Annotated in this window: 14 protein-coding genes; 1 reads left to right on the top strand and 13 read right to left on the bottom strand. The window is 73.8% G+C overall.

The features are described from left to right. Positions 1 to 147: 147 nt before the first annotated feature. The 13 genes from KSED_RS04770 to KSED_RS04710 form a co-directional block, all read right to left on the bottom strand. On the bottom strand, positions 148 to 1,533 hold the full coding sequence (locus KSED_RS04770; protein WP_015778968.1) for an NAD-dependent succinate-semialdehyde dehydrogenase: 1,386 nt from the start codon (positions 1,531 to 1,533) through the stop codon (positions 148 to 150). Between the two features lie 204 nt (positions 1,534 to 1,737). After that, positions 1,738 to 2,946, bottom strand: a complete 1,209-nt coding sequence (mnmA, locus tag KSED_RS04765; protein WP_041291264.1) for a tRNA 2-thiouridine(34) synthase MnmA — start codon at positions 2,944 to 2,946, stop codon at positions 1,738 to 1,740. A 38-nt stretch (positions 2,947 to 2,984) separates the two neighbouring features. Continuing rightward, a complete protein-coding gene (locus KSED_RS13510) occupies positions 2,985 to 4,469 on the bottom strand; it encodes an HNH endonuclease signature motif containing protein (protein ID WP_015778966.1) in 1,485 nt (494 codons plus the stop codon). A gap of 234 nt (positions 4,470 to 4,703) precedes the next feature. Further along, entirely contained in the window at positions 4,704 to 5,960 is a 1,257-nt protein-coding gene (locus tag KSED_RS15545) for a cysteine desulfurase family protein (protein ID WP_015778965.1), read from the bottom strand. Between the two features lie 42 nt (positions 5,961 to 6,002). After that, positions 6,003 to 6,737, bottom strand: coding sequence for a bifunctional phosphoribosyl-AMP cyclohydrolase/phosphoribosyl-ATP diphosphatase HisIE (hisIE, locus tag KSED_RS04750; RefSeq protein WP_015778964.1), 735 nt, complete (start codon positions 6,735 to 6,737; stop codon positions 6,003 to 6,005). Continuing rightward, on the bottom strand, positions 6,734 to 7,564 hold the full coding sequence (gene hisF, locus KSED_RS04745; protein ID WP_237699566.1) for an imidazole glycerol phosphate synthase subunit HisF: 831 nt from the start codon (positions 7,562 to 7,564) through the stop codon (positions 6,734 to 6,736). Before hisF ends, hisIE begins: the two co-directional genes overlap by 4 nt. Continuing rightward, positions 7,561 to 8,343, bottom strand: coding sequence for a 1-(5-phosphoribosyl)-5-[(5-phosphoribosylamino)methylideneamino]imidazole-4-carboxamide isomerase (hisA, locus tag KSED_RS04740; RefSeq protein WP_015778962.1), 783 nt, complete (start codon positions 8,341 to 8,343; stop codon positions 7,561 to 7,563). The genes hisF and hisA overlap by 4 nt, the downstream gene beginning before the upstream one ends. After that, positions 8,340 to 9,095 carry an imidazole glycerol phosphate synthase subunit HisH gene (locus KSED_RS04735; RefSeq protein ID WP_015778961.1) on the bottom strand — a complete coding sequence of 252 codons (756 nt, stop codon included), beginning with the start codon at positions 9,093 to 9,095 and terminating at the stop codon, positions 8,340 to 8,342. Before KSED_RS04735 ends, hisA begins: the two co-directional genes overlap by 4 nt. Then, entirely contained in the window at positions 9,092 to 10,174 is a 1,083-nt protein-coding gene (gene hisB, locus KSED_RS04730; RefSeq protein WP_015778960.1) for a bifunctional histidinol-phosphatase/imidazoleglycerol-phosphate dehydratase HisB, read from the bottom strand. Before hisB ends, KSED_RS04735 begins: the two co-directional genes overlap by 4 nt. Next, on the bottom strand, positions 10,171 to 11,379 hold the full coding sequence (locus tag KSED_RS04725) for an aminotransferase class I/II-fold pyridoxal phosphate-dependent enzyme (RefSeq protein WP_015778959.1): 1,209 nt from the start codon (positions 11,377 to 11,379) through the stop codon (positions 10,171 to 10,173). The genes hisB and KSED_RS04725 overlap by 4 nt, the downstream gene beginning before the upstream one ends. Next, positions 11,376 to 12,695: a histidinol dehydrogenase gene (gene hisD / locus KSED_RS04720; RefSeq protein WP_015778958.1), complete on the bottom strand. Its 1,320-nt coding sequence runs from the start codon at positions 12,693 to 12,695 to the stop codon at positions 11,376 to 11,378. Before hisD ends, KSED_RS04725 begins: the two co-directional genes overlap by 4 nt. Then, positions 12,695 to 13,612 carry an ATP phosphoribosyltransferase gene (hisG, locus tag KSED_RS04715; protein ID WP_012802426.1) on the bottom strand — a complete coding sequence of 306 codons (918 nt, stop codon included), beginning with the start codon at positions 13,610 to 13,612 and terminating at the stop codon, positions 12,695 to 12,697. The genes hisD and hisG overlap by 1 nt, the downstream gene beginning before the upstream one ends. Before the next feature lie 135 nt (positions 13,613 to 13,747). Next, positions 13,748 to 14,071, bottom strand: coding sequence for a YerC/YecD family TrpR-related protein (locus KSED_RS04710; RefSeq protein ID WP_012802425.1), 324 nt, complete (start codon positions 14,069 to 14,071; stop codon positions 13,748 to 13,750). A 184-nt stretch (positions 14,072 to 14,255) separates the two neighbouring features. Between KSED_RS04710 and KSED_RS04705 the strand changes: the two genes are divergently transcribed. Next, the gene (locus tag KSED_RS04705; RefSeq protein ID WP_012802424.1) at positions 14,256 to 15,863 is read left to right on the top strand and encodes a catalase; all 1,608 of its coding nucleotides are present in this window, start codon (positions 14,256 to 14,258) and stop codon (positions 15,861 to 15,863) included. Positions 15,864 to 15,946 lie beyond the last annotated feature (83 nt).

Below are 15,946 nucleotides of genomic sequence, written 5' to 3'. Positions count from 1 at the left end.
TCCTGCCGCAGGGCACCGACAACCACGGGAGCGCCCCGTGACCCAGGACGGGTCACGGGGCGCTGACTGCGCAGCGGCACGCGGGTGCACGACGCTGGCTGACCGTCGCGGCGGGACACCCACATCGGGCGCCTCACCGCGTACGACTCAGCGGGAGGCGACGCGGACCAGCTTGTGGTTCGCGAACTCCTCCACACCGAAGGAGGCGAGCTCCCGGCCGAAGCCCGAGTTCTTCACACCACCGAAGGGCAGCGCCGGCATGGTGGTGCCGTGCTCGTTGACGTAGGCCATGCCGACTTCGAGGCGGTCGGCGACCTCGGCGGCCTGCTCCTCGTCGGTCGCCCACACCGAGCCGGAGAGCCCGTAGGACGAGGAGTTCGCGAACTCGACGGCCTCGTCCACGGAGTCGTAGCCGTAGACCATTGCGACCGGGCCGAAGAGCTCCTCGCTCCAGGCGCGCATCTCCGGAGTGATGCCGGTGAGCACGGTGGGCTGCACGAAGGCACCGTCGCCCTCGATCGCCTGTCCGCCGGTGTGGACGGTGGCGCCCTTCTCGACGGCGTCGTTGATCTGCTCCAGCAGGCCGGTGCGGGCCTGCTCGGAGGACATGGGGCCGATGTCGGTGCCCTCCTCCAGCGGGTCGCCGACGGTCTGCTTCTCGACGCCGGCGGTCAGGGTGGCGACGAAGTCGTCCAGGTGTGCGTTCGGCACGAGGATGCGCTTGGGCGAGTTGCAGGCCTGGCCCGCGTTGCTCATGCGGGCCTTGGCGGCGATCTTCGCGACCCGCTCCATCTCGGCGTCCTCGAGCACGATCATCGGGTCCGATCCGCCGAGCTCCAGGACGACCTTCTTGAGGTGCTTGCCGGCCTGCTCGGCGACGGCCGACCCGGCGCGCTCGCTGCCGGTGAGGGAGACGCCACGGACGCGGGGGTCGGCGATCACCTCGGCGGCCTGCTCGTTGGAGATGCGCAGGTCGGTGTAGACCCCGGCGGGGAGGCCCGCATCGGTGAAGACCTGCTCCATCAGGCGGGCGGAGCCGGCGCAGATCTGGGCGTGCTTGAGCAGGATGGTGTTGCCCAGCAGGATGTTCGGCGCGGCGAAGCGGGCCACCTGGTAGTAGGGGTAGTTCCACGGCATGATCCCGAGCAGGGTGCCCACCGGCTCGGTGCGCACCACGGAGCGCTTGGCGCCCTCGGCCTGGTCGAGCTCACGGTCAGCGATGAGGGCCGGCCCGTTCTGCGCGTACCAGGAGTAGATCGAGGCCGCGAGCTGCACCTCGCCGACGGCCTGCTTCAGCGGCTTGCCCATCTCCAAGGCGATGGCCCGTGCCAGCTCGTCCTCGCGCTCGCCGTACAGGTCGGCGACCTTCTGCAGCGCTGCGGCACGGTCCTCAACGGACTGCGCGGCCCAAGCACCAGCGGCCTCGTCGGCGCGGGTGATGGCCTGCTCGACCTCCTGCGCGGTGTGCTGGGCGAACTCCTCCATCACCTCTCCGCTGGCGGGGTTCTGAGTGCGGTAGGTGTTCTCGCTCACGGGTGCTCCTCTTCCGGTGGCAGGCAGGGCCCATGCCCTGACAAACCCCATGTCGCGTGTGCCCACGTGGTGCGGGCGTTCGATGGGGTCAACGACGCGGGCCGGGGGTCGTGTTCCCGTGGGAGCGAGTTGCGCGGGAGCGGGGGCTCGGAAGCCGTGGGCTCGGGAGGCGTGGGCTCGGGAGGCGTGGGGCGGTGCGCCGCGTCAGACGCCCGGGTGCGCGAGCTCAGGCAGCCGGCTCCGGTCGGTCGCGGTGATCGTGGCCGACCCGACCACCCGCGTCCCGTCGTAGAGCACCACGGACTGGCCCGGGGCCACCCCGCGGACCAGCTCATCAAGGAACACGGTCACCCCCTGGTGCCCCGCGGTGGCGGCGATCTCACCGTCCCCGGGCTCGCTGCGCCCGGGCCCGCTCAAGAGCGACCCAGAGGCGTCCGCGCCACTGACCACCACGCGTGCCGGGTACTCCGCGCCGTGGGCTCGGATCTGGGCACCCAGTCGGGTCTCGCCCTCCGGCGCCGGCCCGCACCAGCGGACGTGGTCGGCGCGGATCACGTCGACTCCCAGCATCTCCTTCGGGCCCACGACCACCTGGTTGGTGGCCGGGTCGGTGCGCAGCACGTAGCGCGGCGCCCCGTCACTCGCCGGCACCCGCAGGCCCAACCCCTTGCGCTGCCCCACCGTGTAGCCGTGGGCTCCCCCGTGGGTCCCGAGCACCCGGCCCGCGGGGTCGACGATGTTCCCGGGCTGCTCCCCCAGCCGCTCGGCCAGGTAGGCCCGGGTGTCGCCGTCGGCGATGAAGCAGATGTCGTGGGAGTCCGGCTTGCGTGCCACCGAGAAGCCGCGGCGGGCTGCCTCCTCGCGGATCTGCGGCTTGGTGGTGTCACCGAGCGGGAAGTGGGCCCGGGCGAGCTGATCGGCGTCCAGCACGCCGAGCACGTAGCTCTGGTCCTTCGCGGCGTCCACCGCCCGGTGCAGCTCGCGGCGCACGCCTCCCTCGGCCGCCGGGTCCGGCACCTCCACGACCTGCGCGTAGTGCCCCGTGGCCACCGCGTCGAAACCCAGGGCCACGGCCTTGTCCAACAGGGCAGCGAACTTGATGGACTCGTTGCACCGCAGGCACGGGTTCGGGGTGCGGCCGGCCTCGTACTCGGCCACGAAGTCCTCGATGACGTCGCGCCGGAAACGCTCTGCCATGTCCCACACGTAGAACGGGATGCCCAGGGCGTCGGCGACCCGGCGAGCGTCCCCCGCATCCTCCAGCGTGCAGCAGCCCCGAGCGCTCTCCCGCAGGGTCTCGGCCGACTGGCTCAGCGCCAGGTGGACGCCGGTGACCTCGTGCCCCGCATCGATCATGCGCGCCGCGGCCACGGCGGAGTCCACTCCGCCGCTCATGGCGGCCACCACCCGCAGGCGGCGACCGTCGGTGGGCAGGGCAGTCGTGGGGTAAGTCATGAGGACGTCCAGTCTAGGGGCGGGGCATCGGGCGGGTCGTCGCCCGGCAGACCCCAGGGCGGGGCCTCCCCCGGCGGTGACTCATCGGGCGGGTCGTCCTCAGGCGGCGCCCACGGCGAGGTCTCCCCCACAGGGCCGTCGCCCAGGTCCCACACCCACCGGCCACCCACCAGCCGCGCCGTCAGGCAGTCGCGGTGGACCACCCGGTGGTGCCGCACGCACAGCAGGGCCAGGTTGTCGACGTCCGTGGGGCCACCGTCGGCCCAGTGCACCACGTGGTGTGCGTGGCACCAGCTCGGGGGACGATCACAGCCGGGGAACGTGCACCCACCGTCGCGCACGGCGAGCAGCGCCCGCTGCGACGGGGTGGCGGCCCGCGACGTCCGGCCGACGTCCAGCGGGGCCGAGTCCGTGCCCAGCAGCATCGGCGCGATGTCGGCGTCACAGGCGATCTGGCGGAGCTCCGCCGCGGTGAACACGTCCCCGAAGGTGCTGGAACCGCAGGTGTCCGGCCCGCCATCGACGAGCTCACTGATCCCCCGCCCCCAGCCCCGCCGGCGCCCCGCGGGGTCCGCGCAGGACAGCCGCTGCCTCAGGGTCTCGGCCGAGAGGGTCACGATCAACGTCGAGGAGCCCGCCAGACCGCACCCGGAGGCGTTCCGGCCCTCATCGTCGGCCTGGGCGCGCTCGATGAGCTCCATCAGGGCATCTGCGCGGCGCCGGGCCGGGGACCGCGGGTCGGGGACGGTGCGGCCGTGGTCACCCTCCGGCTGCGGCGCCGACAGACCGTCGACGGCTCCCCGCAGGCGAGCGGCGTCCGGCTGGTTCAGGTCGACGACGAAGCGCACCAGCCCGGTCGGCAGGTTCCGCTCGGTCAGCCCGCTGGCCTCCTTGGCGCGGTCGTCCAGGTCGTCCAGCGTGTCCTCACCGAAACGGGCCACGATCTCCCGCTGCAGGGCGACCAGCTCCCGGGGCCTGGCTCCCGGGCCCGAGGCGTGCTGGAGGAAGTACCCCAGCACCTCGGAACGGTCGGCCCCCGGAAGCACGGGCATCGTCTTGGCCGACTCACGCAGCGCCATCGCGGCGAGGTCCAGGCAGATGCCGCCGCCCCAGATGGCCTCGCGGACGGGCTGAGTCCCCGGCTCCAGGGTGGCCTGCGCGACCGTGGCCACCCGGTGCGCCCGGCCGGGAGCCACCACCCCGCCCTGCTCACGGACCCACGCCGTCGCGCACGCCGCCCGGGACTCGTGGACGACGCCCCGTTCCACCGCCTCCGCGGTCACCCCGGTCATCGCGGCCTCCGCCGCCCGCACGAGCTCCCCGACCACGGCCAGGGCAGGCCCGAGCTCGTCCGACGAAAGGCTCCACAGGTCATCCCGCACCGCCTCGAGGTCGGCGGTCAGCTGGGCGGCCCTCCGGATGACGTCCGGCGCATCAGTGGCGGTCGCGACACCCGGCGCAGGCTGCGGCCCACGAAGCACTGCGTCATCCGCGCGCGCCGGATCCTCGGTTTGTGCCGCCATCTCCCCCACCCCCCTCGGTGCACGGTCGTCGTCCACCGGCCTTCCCCGGGCCGATACATACATACTACACAATTCACTCACCCATGGCAACACCGGTTCCATTCCTGTGGACAGCCGCGGATGCCCGGCCCATCCCCCACACCCCCGCACGCGGCCCGCGCTCACGCGCAGCCGCCCAGCCCGGCACACCCGTCACACGGCCGCAGCGGCGCGCGCCCGCTCCGCCACCTCGGGCAGCACCGCCAGCGCCCGCTCGCCGTCCGCGGCCACCGAGCTCCACCCCCAGGAGAAGCGCAGCCCCGAGGCGGCGACGGGGGCGGGCTCCCCCATCGCCTCCAGCACATGACTCGGCCGGTTCACCCCCGCACTGCAGGCCGACCCCGCCGAGACGGCGATGCCGTGACTGTCCAGCAGGAACAACAGGTCCTCGCTGCGGCAGCCCTCGAAGGTCACGTGCGAGATGTGGTCCAGCCGCGGTGATCCCGATGCGGTGACCCGCACCCCGATGCCCAGCGCCACCACCCGCTCCTCGAACGCCGTGCGCAGGGCCCGCACCCGGGCCCCCTCCGCACCCTCCGCCTCTTGCGCACGATGCGCCACAAGCTCGCTCTCCGCACCGCGAGCGGGATCCCGCGCAGCATCCCCCGCCGCCGCCCGCACGGCCGCGGCCATCCCCACCGCGAGCGCCACCGGCACCGTCCCGGACCGCACGCGCCGCTCCTGCCCCCCGCCGAAGGTCGTCGGCGAGAGCCCCGTCCCCCGCCGTGCGACCAGCACCCCCACGCCCTGCGGCCCTCCGACCTTGTGCGCCGCCAGGGACACCAGCCCCACCCCTGCCAACCGCGGGTCGGAGAGGTCCAACGGTGCGTGGCCGAGCACCTGCACCGCATCGGAGTGCAGGACGCACCCACGCTCGCCGGCGACCTCCGCCAGCGCCGGGAGGTCCTGCAGCACCCCGGTCTCGTTGTTGCCCCAGACCACCGAGGCGAGGGTCGCGCGCGCGCCCCCATCCCCCAACCCCTCGATCGCCTCCGCGAGCGCCGATGCGGTGAGCACCCCGCCCGCATCGACCTCCGCCCAGCGCACGGGGGCACCCCCCGCCGCCAGCCGCCCCACGGCCTCGGTCACGGCGGCGTGCTCGGTGTGCGTGGTGACCACCGGTGCCGTCGCCGGCCCCGCCGCCTCGTGGCCCCCCAGCACGGCGAGGTTGTCCGCCTCGGTGCCACCGGAGGTGAACAGCACCTCGCTGGGGTGGCAGCCCACCAGCTCGGCGACCTCTTCGCGCGACTCCTCCACCCGGCGCCGCGCCGCGCGCCCGATGCCGTGCAGCGCCGAGGGGTTGCCCGGCAGGCCGGCCACCTGCGCCATCGCCTCGGTCACCTCGGGACGCTGCGGCGAGCTGGCGGCGTGGTCGAGGTAGACGAACTCAGACGCATCCTGGGGTGACATGGCCCCAGCGTAGGCAGCGCGGGCTCAGCGGGCTCCGGCGGCTCAGCTGCGGCGAGAACGCAGCACGGCCTCCACGTCGGCCAGCGACAGTCCGCGGTCGGTCAGCAGCACCACCAGGTGGTAGAGCAGGTCGGCGGACTCGCCGAGCAGCTCCTCGTCCCCCTGCGCGACGCCGGCGAGCGCCGTCTCGACGCCCTCCTCACCGACCTTCTGCGCAATCCGTCGCGTGCCGCCCTCGAACAAGGAGGTGGTGTACGAACCCGCGGGGCGCTCCCGGTGCCGCTCGGCGATCGTCCGCGCCAGGTGGCCGATCTCCGATGCGGGAGCATCCGTCGCGCCGATCTCCGATGCGGGAGCATCGCCCCCGGCCCCGGACGCCGCAGCCTCACCACCGGCCCCGGCCGCCTCGGCACCTGCCCGGCTCGCGGCATCGAAGCAGCTGGCCGCGCCGGTGTGGCAGGTGGGCCCGGCCGGGCGCGCCACCACGAGCACCGCGTCGGCGTCGCAGTCGAGGTGCACCGACACCACATCGAGCGTGTTGCCCGAGGTTTCGCCCTTCACCCACTGCTCACCGCGGCTGCGAGACCAGAAGGTCACGCGCCCCGTGGCCTGGGTGGCCTCGAGCGCCGCGGCGTCCATCCACCCCACCATGAGCACCGCCAGGGTGTCGGCGTCCTGCACGACCGCGGCCACCAGACCCCGCCCCGCATCGGTGACGCGGGAGAAGTCCACCTCCGCCGGGTCCAGCACCGCCCGGTCCACCTGCTGCTGGCTCATCGCGCCTCCTGCTCTCGCACCTCGATGCCGCGCCCGGCCAGGGCGGCCTTCACGTCCCGAATCGCCACCGCGCCACTGTGGAAGACACTCGCGGCCAGGGCCGCATCCACGTCCGCCTGCTCGATGACGTCCACGAAGTCCTGCACGGATCCCGCCCCTCCGCTGGCCACCAGGGGCACGGGGCAGACCGCGCGCACCGCGGCCAGCTGCTCGACGTCGTACCCGGTGCGCACCCCATCGGAGCCCATGCAGTTCAGCACCACCTCGCCGGCGCCGCGCTCGACCACCTCGGCGACCCACTCCAGCGTCGAGCGGCCCGCCTGCCGCATGGCCTGCGGATCACCGGTGTGCGAGCGCACCCGCCAGGTGCCGTCGGTGTCACGCAGCGAGTCGATGCCCACCACCACGCACTGCACCCCGAACTCACCGGCGAGCTCACCCACCAGCTCGGGGCGCTCCAGCGCGGGGGTGTTCACCGAGACCTTGTCGGCCCCGGCGTGCAGCACCGCGCGGGCCTCCTCGACGGTGCGGATGCCGCCCGCCACGGAGAACGGGATGTCGATCAGACGCGCCACCCGGCGCACCCAGTCGATGTCGACCGCCCGCCCCTGCGGACTCGCGGAGATGTCGTAGAAGACCAGCTCGTCGGCCCCCTCCGCGGCGTACCGGGCCGCGAGCTCCTCGATACCCCCGGCGTCGACGTGGTCGGTGAAGCGCACCCCCTTGACCACGCGCCCGTCGCGGACGTCGAGGCAGGGGACGATGCGGCGCGCCAGCCGGGTGGCGGGCGCCCCCACACCGGATGTGGTGGGGCTGGCGGCCGTCACGCGCCCACCTCCAGGGCCAGCGCGTCACGCAGCTCCAGCTCCCCGTCGAGCAGTGCACGCCCGAGCACCACGCCCGCGCACCCCTGCTCGCGGACGGCCCGCACGTCCTCGACGTGGCGCACCCCGCCGCTGGCCTGCACGTCGACGTCCGCCGCCAGCCCCCGCAGGTGGTCGTACAGCCCCAGGCCCGGACCCTGCATCATGCCGTCCTTGCTGATGTCGGTGGCGAGCACGTGCCGCAGGCCCACCGCCGAGTAGTCCGCCAGCAAGTGGCCCATGTCCACCCCCGAGTCCTCGGTCCAGCCGCTCGTGGGCAGCTCCCAGCGGGGGTGCTCCGCACCGCCGTGCCGCGCGTCCAGGGCCACCGTGATGGCCTGGGGGCCGAACTGTCGCAGCCAACCGGCCACCATCTCCGGGCGGTTCACCGCCAACGAGCCCACCACGGCCCGCTCGGCGCCGGCGGACAGCATCGCGTGCACGTCCTCCACGGAGCGCACCCCGCCACCAGCCTGCACCCGCAGGCCGGTCGCGTCCACGATGCGGCGCACCAGCTCCGCGAGCGTCCACCCACCCACCAGGGCGGCATCGAGGTCCACCAGGTGCAGCCAGGTGGCCCCGGCCTCGGCGTAGCGCGTGGCCTGCTCCACCGGGTCCAGGGCGTAGGTGGTCTGCTGCCCGTAGTCGCCCTGGCGCAGCCGCACCACCTCACCGCCGCGGATGTCGAGCGCCGGGTAGCAGGTGTAGGTGGCGGTTGCGCCGGTGTCGGTGTTCTCGCTCATGCTGTGCCTCCAGGGGTGACGCCGCAGAACGCAGCGAGGAGTCGGGACCCGAGGTCGCCGGAGCGCTCGGGGTGGAACTGCATGCCCGTCACGGTGCCACGTCGCACCACCGCCGTGAAGGGCTGGCCGTGGCTCGTCACCGCGACCGTGTCGTGGGTGACCGGTGCCGCCCACGAGTGCACGAAGTAGGCACGGGGCTCCGACGGCCCGGCCCACGCCCGGCGCAGCACGTCGGCCACCGGGTCGTCGGCGAGCTCCGCAGGCCCGGGCCCGCCAGCCGTCGCCTCGTCCGCAGGCTCACCCGCACCGCCTGCTGCGGGGCCGGGCGCCAGCACGTTCCAGCCCATGTGCGGCACCCGCGCGCCCGGTGCCCCGGGCAGTTCGGTGACCACGCCGGGCACCAGGCCCAGGCACTCCACCGGCCCGGTGCCCTGCGCCACCGCCCGGCCGCCGGCGCCCTCGGTGGAGCCCTCGTAGAGCAGCTGCATGCCCAGGCACACGCCGGCCACCGGCTGCTCCAGCGAGCGCAGCACCTCCACCAGGCCCAGCTCGCGCAGGCGCCGCATCGCGGCCTCGGCGGCGCCCACCCCGGGCAGGATCACGCGGTCGGCGCAGCGGATGCGCCCCGCATCGGAGGTGAGGGGCGCGTCGATGCCCAGGCGCGCCAACGCGAACTGCACCGAGGCGATGTTCGCCCCGCCCGCGTCCACGAGCACCACGTCGGGTGATGCGGTGCGCCCACCGGGGCTCACAGCATCCCCTTCGTGCTCGGCAGCTCGCTCCCGCCGGACCGGGCGATCGCCTGCCGCAGCGCACGGGCCACCGCCTTGAACCCGACCTCGATGCGGTGGTGGTCGTTCTCCGCCTGCACGCTGAGGTTGAGCGTGAGGCCGGCCGCCTCGCACAGCGAGCGCCAGAAGTGCTCGACCATCTCGGTGGGCAGGTCCCCGACGACCTCGCGGGTGAACGTGCAGTCGAACACGAGGTAGGGGCGGCCGGAGAAGTCGATCGCGGCGGTGGCGAGCGACTCGTCCATCGGAAGCGTGAAGCCGTAGCGGCCGATGCCGCGCTTGTCACCCAGTGCCTCGCGGAGGGCCTGCCCGATGGCCAGGCCGGTGTCCTCCACCGTGTGGTGCTCGTCGATGTGCAGGTCGCCAGCGGTCTCGACCTCCAGGGCGAAGCCGCCGTGCTTGCCGAGCTGGTCGAGCATGTGGTCGAAGAAGCCCAGCCCGGTGGACACCTTCGCCGGAGCGGGGCGGTCGAGGTCCACCGACACCCGGATGCGGGTCTCGGAGGTGTTCCGCTCCACGGTGGCCCGCCGGGGCGCACTCACCAGGTCGTGGGCGATGTCCGCCCAGGTCCACGTCCCACCCAGCTCCTCCTCGGTGGCCAGCTGGTAGGCCGGCACGTCCAGGGCCGCGGCGAACTGCACGTCGGTCTCCCGGTCGCCGACCACCGCGGAGCGCGCCCAGTCCACGGTCCGGTCCTTGAGCAGGTGCACCACCAGGCCGATGCCGGGCTTGCGGGTGGGCGCGTGGTCCTCGGGCAGGGAGCGGTCGATGAGCACCTCGGAGAAGTGCACCCCCTGGCTCTCGAGGACCTGCATCACCAACCCGTGGGCGGCGTCGAAGTCGGCCTGCGGGAAGGCGTTGGTGCCCAGGCCGTCCTGGTTGGAGACCATCACCAGACGCCACCCGGCCTCCTGCAGGCGCAGCAGCGCGGGGACGACGCCCTCGACGAAGCGGACCTTGTCCAGCGCGTCCACCTGGTGGTCGGCCGGCTCGGTGATGATCGTGCCGTCGCGATCGACGAAGAGGATCGGGCTGCTCACGGTGTCTCCTGGGTGGTCTGGGTGGCTGTGGTCTGGGTGGCCTGGGTCGCGGGGGTCTGGGTCGCGGGCGCCGGCGCGCCGGTGAGGGCCGCCAGCACCCGGTCGTTCTCGTGCTCCTGCCCGACGGTGATGCGCACCCCGTCGGACAGCGCCGGGTGGCCGGCGAGGCTGCGGGCCACGACGCCCGACCCCGCCAGCGCGTCCATCACCGCGGCCGGGTCGTCGGCGCGGACGGTGACGAAGTTCGCCTCCCCCGCCATGACGCAACGGATGCTGCCCGCGCGGCCGGCGCGCACCGCATCGGACAACGTGGACGCCACGCGCTCGCGCTCGGCCACGGTGCGCCACACCCGCTCGGTGGTGGCCGCCAGCGCGTCCGGCTCGGTGGCCGCCAGTGCCAGCTCGATGGCGGGGACGGCCAGCGGGTAGGGCGCCTGCACCCGGCCGAGCGCGGCCACCAGCTCGGGTTGCGCGATGACGGCGCCGATGCGGGCACCGGCCAGACCGTGCGCCTTGCTCAGGGTGCGCAGCACCACCACGTTCTCGTGCGCAGCGAGCAACGCGGTCGCCGAGGGCTGGTCGCTGAAGTCGCCGTAGGCCTCGTCGACCACGAGCAGGGCGCGGCCCCGCAGGTCGGCGGCCAGGGCCGCGAGCTCCGCCGCCGGCACGGTGGTGCCCGTGGGGTTGCCCGGGGAGGCCACGAAGACCAGCCCGGCCCCGGTGGTGGCCACGGCCTCGCGGACCGCACCGGCGTCCAGCTCGAACCGGTCGCGGTCGGCCGCCACCAGCAGCTGCGGCGACTCGGCCACGGCCACGCCGTGCAGGCGCGCGCTCACGGCGTACATGCCGAAGGTCGGCGGAGCCACGACGATCGCCCCCTCGCCCGGGGCAGTGCAGCCCCGCACGAGCACGTCGATGCCCTCGTCGCTGCCCCTCACCACGAGCAGCTCCTCAGGACGCACACCCCAGGTCCCGGCCAGTCGAGCACGCAGGCGCCCGGGCTGCGGGTCCGGGTAGCGGCGCGAGGCACCCGTCGGGTCCCCCTGGTTGGCCGCCGCGGCCTCGTTCGCATTGAGCCAGGCCCAGTCGCCGGCGCCATCGGGCGCCGGGCCGCTGGTGCGTGCGCTGGAGTAGCCCGCGAAGTCCGCGAGGTCCTCCCGGAGGTAGGGGGCGGGCAGCACGGCGCCGGAGTCCACGGCGGTCACCGGGCACCTCCTGCGGCGGCCTCGGAGGCGTCGACCCGTCGCGTCACGGCGCGGGCGTGGGCCTCGAGCCCCTCGGCACGGGCCAGGGTGACGGCCGTGGCCCCGAGCTGCGCCAGCGCCCGGGGACTCGCCTCCTGCACGGTGATGGAGAGCTGGAAGCTGGCCAGGTTCACCCCGCCGGTGTACCGCGCGGCACCGCTGGTGGGCAGCACGTGGTTGGTGCCCGAGCAGTAGTCGCCGAGCGACTCCGGCGTGTGGTCGCCCAGGAAGATCGAGCCCGCCGCCGTGATGCCGGCCAGCAACTCCCGGGGTGCGCGCACGGCCAGGATCAGGTGCTCCGGCGCGTAGGCGTTGCTCACCGCCACCGCCTGGTCCAGGTCGTCGACCAGCACCAGCCTCGATGCGGTGAGCGCACCGGCCACGATCTGCGCCCGGGGCAGCTCCGCGGCCTGTCGCTCCACCTCGGCGGCCACCTGCTCCAGCAGATCGCGGTCGTCGCTCACGCAGACCACCTGCGAGTCCGGGCCGTGCTCGGCCTGGCTCAGCAGGTCGGCGGCGACCCACACGGGGTTCGCCCCCGCATCGGCGATGACGAGCTGCTCGCTGGGGCCGGCCGGCAGGTCGATGCCCGGCCCACCCTGCATCCCGGCCACCTGCCGCTTGGCCTCGGTGACGAACGAGTTGCCGGGGCCAAAGATCTTGTCGCAGCGCGGGATCGGCCCTGCACCGAAGGCCATCGCGCCCACCGCCTGCGCACCACCCACCACGGCGATGCGGCGGATGCCCACCTCCACACAGGCCGCCACGACGCTCGGGTCGGCGGTGCCCTGCGCGGTCGGGGGCGTGCACACCACCACCTCCGGGCAGCCCGCGAGCACGGCGGGGACGCCCAGCATCAGCGCGGTCGAGGGCAGCGGCGCGGAACCCGCCGGCACGTACAGCCCCACGGTGCGCACCGGACGGACGATGCGCTCACAGCGCATGCCGGGCGCGGTGTCCACCGCGAACGGGCTCAGCGCACCGGGCGCGTGGAAGGTGCGCAGGGTGGCGGCGGCCTGCGCGATGGCGGCGCGCACCGCATCGGGCACCTGCTCCACCGCGCGGTCGATCTCGGCCTCGCTGAGCAGCAGGTGTTCCCGGCCCACCCCGTCGAAGCGCTCGGTGTACCCGACCACGGCGTCGGCTCCCCGGGCCCGGACGGCGTCGAGGACCTCGGCCACGGCCGCGGTGACCTGCTCCCCCACCGCCTGGGCGGGGCGCTCCAGGGCGGCGGTGCGCTCGGAGTCGTCGAGGGCGTTCCAGTCCAGGACGCGCATCAGACCAGCATCCCCTCGACCGGCAGCACCATGACGCCGCGGGCGCCGGCCTGCTTGACCTCCTCCAGCAGGGACCAGGTCACCTCCCCGTGCACCAGGGCCTGCAGCGCGTAGGTGCCGGAGTCGGCGGTGGGGTCGCTCGGGTCGACGGTGGGGGTCACGGTGGGCTCCTCCGCGTCAGGCAGCAGGGCGACTACCTGGGCCAGCCGGTCCGCGGGCGCCCGCGCCACCAGCACCTTGCTGTCGGCCACCCGGCGCACCCCGTCCAGACGGCGCAGCAGGACGTCCGCGAGCGCGGCGCGCTCCCCCTCCAGGGGAGTCGACCGGGCGGCCAGCACAGCCTCGGTCTGCAGGATCGTCACCACCGGCTTCAGGGCGTTGGCCCGCAGCGTGGCGCCGGAGGAGACGAGGTCGCACACCACATCGGCCTGCCCGAGGCTCGGGGCGATCTCCACCGAGCCGCTCAGGGTGACCACGTCGGCCGCGACGCCCTGGCGCTCCATCCAGTCACGGGTGAGCTCCGGGTAGCTGGTGGCCACGCGCAGCCCCTCGAGCTGCTCGGGCCCGGTCCAGGTCCAGTCCTGCGGCACGGCCACGTCCAGCGTGCATGCCCCGAAACCGAGCTGGCGCACCTCCTCCAGCGCTGCGGCGCCCGGCGCCAGCTGGGTCTCGGCCAGCACGTTGCGCCCGAGGATGCCCAGGTCCGCCACCCCGTCGGCGAGCAGGCCGGGTATGTCGTCGTCGCGCACGAGCAGCAGGTCGACCGGCAGTCCCTCCCCGAAGCAGAACAGGCGGTCGCGGCTCTCGCGCCAGGTGAGGCCACAGGCCGCGAGCAGGTCACGGGCGGGGTCGCCGAGACGGCCGGACTTCTGGATGGCGACGCGCAGGCGGTCGCGCTGGGGATCGATGGGGGGCACGAGGACTCCTCGCCCACGCAGGTGGGCCGTCGGGTGTGGTGGAGGTCGGATGGGGGGCCGGCCGGTGGGTGGAGGGCGCTGCCGGCCGGCGTCGCCGGTACAGCGCCACCGGTGCAGCGGGCAGCGCGGCGGGGCTCAGCCGTCGGCGGGCTCGAGCGTGTCGCGATGTCGCAGGGCCGCCCGGTAACCGCCGGCGCCGTCCTCGACGCAGCGGGCCACGCGGCCCACGGTGGTCACCGAGACTCCGGTGGCCTCGTGGATCGCGCGGTAGCTCATGCCCTCGGCCAGCAGCGGGACGACGGCCCACCGGTCGGTGAGGGCCTCCCGCTCGGCCGGGGTGCACAGATCGGTCAGCAGTGCCTCGATCTCGTCGGCCTCCCCCATCGAGGCCAGCACGCGCGCCAGCTCGCGCTGCTGCGCGATCGTCGACCGCGGCTGGGCGGCATCTCGACGCTTCACGGCGACTCCTCTCTGGGGGCGATCAGCCGGGGCACGGGCATCCGGCTGTGTCAATGCGCTATTACGCTAACACGGCCGGTGGGGTGGCGCCCAGCCGCGTGGCGCGCGACACATCCTGCGGGGCCTGCCCAACCGCCCCGGGAAGCAGGAGTGACGTCCACCCCATCGAGTGGGACCATGGAGTATGAGCACCTACGAGAAGTCACCCGCCCCCGGCGACCCTGCCGACGCCCAAGACCCGCGTCCGACCGGTGCGGACACCTCCGGGTCCCTCACCGACACCGGGGCGCCGGCCCCCTCCGACCGCCAGTCCCTGCGCGCCGGTGCCGACGGCCCGATCGTCCTGCACGATGCGCACTTCGTGAACCAGATGGCGCACTTCGACCGGGAGCGCGTCCCGGAGCGAGTGGTGCACGCCAAGGGCTCCGGCGCATTCGGCACCTTCGAGGTCACGGCCGACGTCAGCCAGTGGACGAAGGCCGCCGTGTTCCAGCCCGGCACGAAGACGGACATGCTGGCCCGCTTCTCCACCGTGGCCGGTGAGATGGGCTCGCCCGACACCTGGCGCGACCCCCGCGGCTTCGCGCTGAAGTTCTACACCACGCAGGGCAACTACGACCTCGTGGGCAACAACACCCCCATCTTCTTCATCCGCGACGCCATGAAGTTCCCCCACTTCATCCGCTCCCAGAAGCGCCGCGGCGCCAACGGCCTGCGCGACAACCACATGCAGTGGGACTTCTGGACGCTCAACCCCGAGTCCGCCCACCAGGTGACCTACCTGATGGGTGACCGCGGCATCCCCCGGACCTACCGCCACATGAACGGCTACGGCTCGCACACCTACATGTGGGTGAACGCCAGCGGTGAGAGGTTCTGGGTGAAGTACCACTTCCACTCCCAGCAGGGCGTGGAGGGGCTGTCCGGCGACGAGGCCACACGGATCGCCGGTGAGGACGCGGACTTCCACCGCCGGGACCTGTTCGAGTCGATCGAGAAGGGCGACCACCCCCGGTGGACCCTCTCGGTGCAGGTGATCCCCTTCGAGGAGGGCTTCTCCTACAAGACCAACATCTTCGACGTCACCAAGACCGTCTCGCACGCGGACTACCCGCTGCACGAGGTGGGCGTGATGACCCTGGACCGCAACCCGGACAACCACTTCGCCCAGATCGAGCAGGCCGCGTTCGAGCCCTCGGCGACCGTGCCCGGCATCGGCCTCTCCCCGGACACGATGCTGCTGGGTCGGGTCTTCTCCTACGCGGACACCCACCGCCACCGCATCGGCCCCAACTACCTGCAGCTCCCGGTCAACAAGCACCGGGTAGAGGGCCACAGCTACACCTACGACGGCCCGATGGCCTACGACCACGCGGGCGACGCGGCCGTGTACGCCGCCAACACACAGGGCACGTCCTACTCCGACGGCACCGGCCCGGCCGAGGACTCCTACCCGGTCTCCGGCGACCTGGTCCGCCGTGCGCAGACGGTGCGCAGCGACGAGGACGACAACTTCTCCCAGCCCGGCACCCTGGTGCGCGAGGTGTTCGACGACGCCCAGCGCGACCGCTTCGTCGACACCGTGGCCGGCCACCTGCTCGGCGGTGTGACCGGCGAGGTGCTGGAGCGCGCCTTCGACTACTGGAAGGCCGTCGACGCCGAGACGGGCGCCCGCATCGAGCAGGCGGTGCGTGCCGGCCAGGCGGAGGACAACCCCGGCGGCCAGCCCGAGGACGCGAAGGACGACGCTGCCCGGGGCACCACGGACGCCGACGGCACGCGCCGGGGCTGACCCGCCGCCACGCAGCCGGTGACGATGAGGGGGCCCACCCGTGTGGTGGGCCCCCTCATCGTGGGCGGGGCCTCCGGGCCGGC

The sequence above is a fragment of the Kytococcus sedentarius DSM 20547 genome, assembly GCF_000023925.1.
Taxonomy (GTDB): domain Bacteria; phylum Actinomycetota; class Actinomycetes; order Actinomycetales; family Dermatophilaceae; genus Kytococcus; species Kytococcus sedentarius.
This window is presented reverse-complemented; position numbering and strand designations above follow the sequence as displayed.